The sequence below is a fragment of the uncultured Corynebacterium sp. genome (assembly GCF_902782855.1).
In the GTDB taxonomy this organism is placed as follows: domain Bacteria; phylum Actinomycetota; class Actinomycetes; order Mycobacteriales; family Mycobacteriaceae; genus Corynebacterium.
The window spans coordinates 1-6,738 of record NZ_CACZOO010000226.1 but is presented as its reverse complement, the minus strand read 5'-3'; the positions used below and the strand labels follow the sequence as shown (position 1 = coordinate 6,738).

Annotated in this window: 5 protein-coding genes; 3 read left to right on the top strand and 2 right to left on the bottom strand. The window is 68.2% G+C overall.

Annotation, left to right across the window (positions count from 1 at the left end; translation table 11 throughout):
• Positions 1-119 precede the first annotated feature (119 nt).
• Positions 120-1,211, bottom strand: a complete 1,092-nt coding sequence (locus QZV72_RS09500; RefSeq protein WP_297007799.1) for an alpha/beta hydrolase — start codon at positions 1,209-1,211, stop codon at positions 120-122.
• A 126-nt stretch (positions 1,212-1,337) separates the two neighbouring features.
• Between QZV72_RS09500 and mqo the strand changes: the two genes are divergently transcribed.
• Positions 1,338-2,825, top strand: a complete 1,488-nt coding sequence (gene mqo / locus QZV72_RS09495) for a malate dehydrogenase (quinone) (RefSeq protein ID WP_297007796.1) — start codon at positions 1,338-1,340, stop codon at positions 2,823-2,825.
• Between the two features lie 155 nt (positions 2,826-2,980).
• Positions 2,981-3,976: a uroporphyrinogen-III C-methyltransferase gene (cobA, locus tag QZV72_RS09490; RefSeq protein WP_297007793.1), complete on the top strand. Its 996-nt coding sequence runs from the start codon at positions 2,981-2,983 to the stop codon at positions 3,974-3,976.
• Positions 3,977-4,014: 38 nt separating this feature from the next.
• Here cobA and yaaA read toward each other — a convergent pair whose 3' ends face one another.
• Positions 4,015-4,845, bottom strand: coding sequence for a peroxide stress protein YaaA (gene yaaA, locus QZV72_RS09485; RefSeq protein ID WP_297007792.1), 831 nt, complete (start codon positions 4,843-4,845; stop codon positions 4,015-4,017).
• A 50-nt stretch (positions 4,846-4,895) separates the two neighbouring features.
• Between yaaA and QZV72_RS09480 the strand changes: the two genes are divergently transcribed.
• Positions 4,896-6,653 carry a proline--tRNA ligase gene (locus tag QZV72_RS09480; RefSeq protein WP_297007790.1) on the top strand — a complete coding sequence of 586 codons (1,758 nt, stop codon included), beginning with the start codon at positions 4,896-4,898 and terminating at the stop codon, positions 6,651-6,653.
• Positions 6,654-6,738: the final 85 nt, after the last annotated feature.

Below are 6,738 nucleotides of genomic sequence, written 5' to 3'. Positions count from 1 at the left end.
CTGCCTGGTTGCCTGCCTGGTTGCCTGCCTGGTTGTCTGCCATGGGGCCCGATCGTAGTGAACTCCGGTGGCTGCCGGTGACCCGCGGCGCCGACACAGGGGGACGCGGGGAACGGGCTTCAGCCCAGGAAGGCGTCCACGGCCTCGAACGCCGCCGCGCGGACCTCCGGACGCGAGAGGAACACGTCATGCATCGCGCCGGGAACCGTGACGACCACACAGTCCGGGTCGACCAGGTGGGCGGCGTCCCGCATCTGCGAGGGCTTGAGGATCGTGTCGGTGAGGAAGGCGATGTCCTCCGGAACCTCCACCCCGTCGACGTCCTTGATGCTGCGCCCGGGGCTGTCCGCGTCCGAACACAGCAGCAACGTCGGCACGCCGGTGGAGAACCGGCCGGTGTGCAGCTTGTCGATCTCGCGGGAGACCCCCACCAACCAACTGACCTGCTTGGGGCGGGGAAGCAGCGGCTTGTACTCCCGGTCGTAGTCCCACTCGCCGAACTCCTCGACGTGCAGCGTCCGGCCGTACGTGGGGTTGATTCCACCGGGCACATGCCACCCCGGCGCGACCTTCGCCACCCACGGGAACACGTGCCGGATGATGAAGCCGGTGACCCCGTCGAACTGGAGGTCCAGCCACGGACTGTTCAGCACGACCGCGTCGACGACCCCGTGGAGGACGCCGCGCGCCCGGTCACCACGCCGGGCGGCGCCGTGGAGCCGGGCGACGAACATGGTGACGTCCAGGCCGCCGGTGGAGTGCCCCACCAGGACGACCGAGGGGTGGCCGGCGCCGAGCAGTGACAGGGCGACCGAGAGGTCCTCGTCGTAGATGGACTGGGAGGTGACGTGGTGCCAGGTCTGTCCGGGGCGGTGGGAGCGCCCGCACTTGCGCAGGTCGATGCCGTAGACCGCGTAGCCGAGGGCGTCGAAGTGTTCGGCGACGTGGGTCTGGAAGAAGAAGTCGGTCATGCCGTGGACGAGGAGGATCGCCGGTCGGGCGGCGAAGTCCGTGTCATCCACCCCCGCCGGGTGGTGCCGCACGAGGGTGAGGACCACGGGTGAACCGGGTGTCTCGTGGTCCGGGTCCTCACCCAGTTCCACGGTCGTCCTCTCATAGCCCGTACCCAGAAGATCCGGAATAAAATCCAGGTCATGGACACTGGCTCCCAGTGGGTGGGACAGTACGTCGGCGAGATTCAGTCGGGTCACGGACTGCCATCCTACCCGGCGATTAGTGCCCCGATGGTGAATATGGCACGTCACCGCGTACCATTGCCTGATTGTGGACGCCGTCCAGACGGCGGAACAGCAGCGAAGAAAAGGATTGTGCTTAACGTGTCACCCTCCAAGAACGACCACGTCGACGTCGCCCTTGTCGGCGCCGGCGTCATTTCGACCACCCTGTCCGTGATGCTCCGTGAGCTTCAGCCCGACTGGAGCCAGATCATCATCGAGCGTCAGGACGTCCCGGCGTCCGAGTCCTCCGATCCCTGGAACAATGCCGGTACCGGTCACTCCGCACTCTGCGAGCTGAACTACACGCCCGAGGTGAACGGCAGGATCGACATCACCAAGGCCGTGAACATCAACGAGAAGTTCCAGATCTCCCGGCAGTTCTGGTCGTACCTTGTCGAGAACGGCACCCTGGGTGACCCCAGGGAGTGGATCAACGCCACCCCGCACATGTCCTTCGGCCACGGGGACAAGGATGTCGCCTACATCAGGGCACGTTACGAGGCACTCAAGGACAACCCCCTCTTCCCGGACATGCAGTACACCGATGATCCGGAGGTGTTCGCCTCCAAGGTGCCGCTGATGGACAAGGGCCGTGACTATTCCGAGAAGGTCGCCCTCTCCTGGATCAACGCCGGCACCGACATCAACTACGGCGCCCTGACCCGTCAGTACCTGGACGCCGTCACCGCCCAGGGTGTCGAGATCCGCTACGGTTCGCAGACCACCGACATCTCCCGCGAGGGCACCGGCTGGAAGCTGACCGTCAAGAACCTGCACAACGGTGACATCACCACCGTCCACGCGAAGTTCGTCTTCATCGGTGCCGGCGGAATGGCCCTGCCGCTGCTGCAGAAGTCCGGCATCCCGGAGATCAGGGGCTACGCCGGGTTCCCGGTCTCCGGCCAGTGGCTGCGCTGCACCAACCAGGAGCTGGTCGACCAGCATGCGGCGAAGGTCTACGGTAAGGCCGCGGTCGGCGCCCCGCCGATGTCCGTCCCGCACCTGGACACCCGCGTCATCGACGGCAGGAAGGGCCTGCTGTTCGGCCCGTACGCCGGCTGGACCCCGAAGTTCCTCAAGCAGGGTTCCTACCTGGACCTGTTCAAGTCGCTGCGACCCAGCAACATCCCGTCCTACCTGGGGGTCGCCGTGCAGGAGATGGGTCTGACCAAGTACCTCGTCACCGAGGTGCTGAAGAACCAGGCCGCCCGCGTCGAGTCACTGCGTGAGTACATGCCCGACGCCCGCGACGAGGACTGGGAACTCGTCACCGCCGGCCAGCGTGTCCAGGTCATCAAGCCGGCCAAGGCCCCGAAGTTCGGTTCCCTGGAGTTCGGTACCGCCCTGATCAACTCGGCCGACGGCTCCATCGCCGGTCTGATGGGGGCGTCCCCGGGAGCCTCCATCGCCCCGTCGGCGATGATCGAGGTCCTGCAGGCCTGCTTCTCGGACAAGATGGAGGCCTGGACCCCGAAACTCAGGGACATGGTCCCGTCCTTCGGCGGCAAGCTCTCCGACAACACCGCACTGTACAACGAGCAGTGGGAGCGCAGCCAGAAGGCCCTGAAGCTGGCGTCACCGGCGTAACGTCGCCTGACACGTCCGCTTTTCGGCGGGTTCGGCGGCCCCGCGACCGCCGCCCCGGGTCGGTCCGGCACCGTCGGACTGATCCGGTTCGGCGGTCGCGGCTTTTCCGGGTACGCTGCCGGGGGAGTGACGGACGGGGACTACACTCCGGGGACATGAGTCTTGTGCTGACCGGGGTTCCGGTGCTGGTGGTCGACGGGCCGGAGGCGGACGTCGCCGCTGAGCTGCTGCGTGAACAGGGTGCCGTGCCCGTGGGCTGGGGCGATGCCGCCACACGTATCGGCCTGGTGCGTATCCCCGCGGGCACCGGACCGACTGCCGCGGAGGACGCCCTTGCGTGGGCGCACCGCAACGGGGTCCCCGTCGACGACCGGCGTCCCCGCGTCGGGGCGGGCGTGCCGGACGCCACCTCCGGTGCCGGCGAGGTCATCCTCGTCGGTGGCGGACCGGGTGATCCGGACCTCATCACCGTCGCCGGTGCCCGGGCTCTGGCGGAGGCCGACGTCATCCTCGCCGATCATCTCGGGCCGGTGGGCCTGGCGGAGGACGCTGCGGCCCGTGGTGCCGAACTCATCGACGTGGCGAAGATCCCCTACTCCCGGCAGGTATCCCAGGAGCGGATCAATGAGCTCATGGTGGCGCGTGCGGTGGCGGGGAAGCGGGTCGTGCGTCTCAAGGGTGGGGACCCGTTCATCTTCGGCCGGGGTTTCGAGGAGATCGAGGCCTGTACGGCCGCGGGCGTGCCGGTGCGGGTCATCCCCGGGGTGACCTCGATGACCGCTGCCCCGGCGGCGGCGGGAATTTCGTTGACCCACCGTGGACTCAACCATGACCTGACCCTGGTTTCCGGGCACGTGCCCCCGGGCTCGCCGAAGTCGCTGGTGGACTGGACGGCGTTGGCCGGCATGACGGGCACCCTGGTGCTGATCATGGCGGTGCGGAACGCCGGTGCGATCGCTGCCGAGCTCATTGCGAAGGGGAGGGACGCGGCCACCCCGGCTGTCGTCGTGGAGAACGCCTCGCTGTCGGGTCAGCGGGTCACCGCCGCGACACTGGCGTCCCTCGGCGAGACGATCGCGGCGGAGGGAGTGGGCGCCCCTGCCGTCATCGTCATCGGGGACGCCGCGGGGCGTGTCGCCGGGCAGGGTTAGCCCACCGGGATGGTCTCGCCGGGGTGGGGCCGTGGTGTTCACACCACCAGCGTCAGGGTGTCCTTCGCGGTGGTGCTCCGCTGACCACCGACCGGTTCGTTGATCTCGACGGCCAGCCCTGAAGCCGCCGCGATGGTGGCGATGTCGGATGCTGTGCGGGCGGCGTCCGCGTCCGCCCCGGCGGTCGCCAGCGCCCGTGCCAGCACCCCCTTGTAGTGCTTGTTGAAGTGACTGACCACCTTGCGCGAGCCGTCCGGCCGCACCGACTCGACCCGCACCGTCACCGCACCCGTACCGGTCTCCGCGTCCCATGCGGGCACCTTGCCCAGCGCCTGGTAGCCGCCGGAGCGCAGGTCGACGATCACGCCGTCACCGGATCCGTCCGGGGTTGCCTGCAGGGCCTGGGTGATCAGGTGCCCCCACCGCCTCTTCATCGTCGGCACCGCCGCACCTGCGCCGGCGTCACGGACCGGCAGTTTCGTGCCCGCCGACAGCCGGTAGCGGGGGATGGGGTCGTCTGCCCGGACCACCCCGAACAATGCGGATCCGACGGCCAGCCGTGACCGGGCGTTCACGTCCTGCAGAGTGAGGGTCGCTGCACCGAGTGCGTCGTAGAGAACCCCGGTGTAGCGCTCCAGTGCCGGCATTGTCGCCGAATCGCGGAGCACACGGTTCGCCTCGGCCTCCCCGCGCAGTGCCCCGGAGATTCCCAGGACCCGCAGCGCGTCGTCCACCTCGAGGGACGAGAGATCGTCGAGGATCGCCGACCTGACGGGCGTGAGAGTGGGGAAGGAGAGGGCGTTGAGGTCCAGTGCGGGGCCGGCGCCTCCGGCGGCCTTGGTCTCGGACGGGGGAAGGAGAATGAGCATGGGGGACACCCTATCGATGCGCGGGTGGGCGATGAACTAGAGTACCGGACATGATCACCCGGATGTCCTCCTTCTTCCTGCGCACCCTGCGCGAAGATCCCGCTGATGCGGAAGTCCCCAGCCACAAGCTTCTCGTCCGAGCCGGCTACATCCGGCGCGTCGCCCCTGGTGTGTACTCCTGGCTGCCCCTGGGTCTGCGCGTCCTGCACAACGTCGAAGCCATCGTGCGTCGCGAGATGAACTCCATCGGCGCCCAGGAGATCCGCCTGCCCGCGCTGCTGCCGCGCGAGCCCTACGAGCGCTCCCACCGGTGGACCGAGTACGGGGATTCGCTGCTGCGCCTCAAGGACCGCAAGGGTGCCGACTACCTCCTGGGGCCCACCCACGAGGAGATGTTCACCGATCTGGTCAAGGGCGAGTACTCGTCCTACAAGGACTTCCCGGTCACCCTCTACCAGATCCAGACGAAGTACCGTGACGAGGAGCGGCCGCGCGCCGGAATTCTCCGGGGTCGCGAGTTCATCATGAAGGACTCGTACTCCTTCACCATGGATGACGCCGGACTCGAGGATGCCTACCAGGCCCACCGCGTCGCCTATCAGCGCATCTTCAACTCCCTCGGCGTGGAGTACGCCATCTGCGCCGCCACGTCCGGTGCCATGGGCGGATCGGCCTCTGAGGAGTTCCTCGCGGTCTCCCCGTCGGGCGAGGACACCTTCGTGCGGGCCACCGACGGTGACTACGCCGCCAACGTCGAGGCCGTCGTCACCCCGGCCCCGGCAGTGCGTCCGATCGAGGGTCAGCCGGAGGCGAGGGTCTACGAGACGCCGGACGCCACGACCATGGACGCCCTGCTCGAGTGGGCGCGCAGTGAGGATCTGCAGGTCGACGGTCGCCCCGTCGAGCTCTCCGACACCCTCAAGTGCCTCGTCGTGAAGATCACCGAACCCGGCGGTGAGCCGGAGCTCACCGGCATCCTGCTGCCGGGTGACCGGGAGGCGGACATGAAGCGTCTCGAGGCGTCCGTGGAGCCCGCCGTGGTGGAACTCGCCTCCGAGGAGGACTTCGCGGGGAACCCCTTCCTCGTCAAGGGCTACGTGGGGCCGAGGGGGCTGGCGGAGAACGGCATCAGGGTTCTCGCCGACCCCCGCGTGGTCACCGGCACCGCCTGGATCACCGGTGCGGACGAGAAGAACCGCCACGTAGCCAACATGGTGGCCGGCCGTGACTTCACCGTCGACGGGTTCATCGAGGCAGCCGAGATTCGCGAGGGTGACCCGGCACCGCACGGCATGGGCACACTGACCCTGGAGCGTGGTATCGAGATCGGCCACATCTTCCAACTGGGGCGCAAGTACACCGAGGCCTTCGACGTGCAGATCCTCGACGAGAACGGCAAGCGGTCCGTGCCGACGATGGGCTCGTACGGCCTGGGCGTCTCCCGCCTCATCGCCGTGCTCGCCGAGCAGATGCATGACGACAAAGGCCTGCGTTGGCCGGCATCCGTCGCCCCGTTCGACGTGCACGTCGTCATCGCGAACAAGGACGCCGCCGCCGGTGAGGCAGCAGAGTCGCTGGCGGGTGACCTCGACGCCGCAGGTCTGGAGGTCCTTTTCGACGAGCGTCCGAAAGTGGGCCCGGGTGTGAAGTTCAAGGACGCCGAGCTGCTGGGCATGCCGCTGGTCGTCATCGTGGGCCGTGGCTTCGCCGACGGTACCGTCGAGCTGCGTGACCGGCTCACCGGTGAGACCTCGGACATCGACTACGCAACCGCCGTGGAGACCATCCGGGGCCTCGCCGGAAAGTAGGGCCCCCGCCCGCGATCCGCCTGCTCCGGCCCTGTCCCCACCCTCTTCGCGGTGCGTGATGCGTGCGTGACCACGGCGGACCGTG

Excerpts from the sequence above, each read along its gene's own strand:
- cobA (WP_297007793.1), top strand. The coding sequence starts at position 2,981 with ATGAGTCTTGTGCTGACCGGGGTTCCGGTGCTGGTGGTCGACGGGCCG.
- yaaA (WP_297007792.1), bottom strand. The coding sequence starts at position 4,845 with ATGCTCATTCTCCTTCCCCCGTCCGAGACCAAGGCCGCCGGAGGCGCC.
- QZV72_RS09480 (WP_297007790.1), top strand. The coding sequence starts at position 4,896 with ATGATCACCCGGATGTCCTCCTTCTTCCTGCGCACCCTGCGCGAAGAT.